Raw genomic sequence first — 538 nt, forward strand, 5'->3', positions numbered from 1 at the left:
CTGACCATCTGGCCGGAGGCGCCGGTGACCGCGAAGATGGCGAAGGGCGATCCCTCATTCACCGCGATGTTCGCGACGGCGAGCGGGCGGTCGTCATCCTTGAGGCCGTCGGCATCGATCGGCGCCACCAGCCCGCCAAGCGGGCCGACGGTCGGTGCGCCGTCGGCGAACAGCGTGCCCGTGCCATCATCCGCGATGGTGGCGATGCCGGTGGCGCCGGTGCCCGAGCCGGTGCTGGCGGCGAACAGCCGGAACGCCTCGGCGCCTTCATTGGCGGCGTCGTTGACGATGGGGGTTCGCACCAGCAGCGCGGTGGCGCCGGCGGGGATCGTGACATAGCTGTCGGCCACGTAGCCGACCCAGGCGCTGCCGTTCCAATACTCCAGCCCCGGCCCGAAATCCGCGGCCTGGTCGGCACCGGCGACGCCATCGACCATCGCCGCATTGCCCGCGACGAGCCCAAGCCGGACCATCTGGCCGGAGGCGCCGGTGACCGCGAAGATGGCGAAGGGCGATCCCTCATTCACCGCGATGTTCG

The 538-nt window shown here is 71.0% G+C and carries 1 protein-coding gene; it reads right to left on the minus strand.

What is annotated here, in order from left to right; genetic code table 11:
- A partial coding sequence (locus tag ACLD7X_RS18180; protein WP_411425091.1) for a hypothetical protein occupies nt 1-538 on the minus strand: 538 nt, incomplete at both ends.

Source organism: Aphanothece microscopica RSMan92 (assembly GCF_046613545.2).
GTDB lineage: Bacteria > Cyanobacteriota > Cyanobacteriia > PCC-6307 > Cyanobiaceae > NIES-981.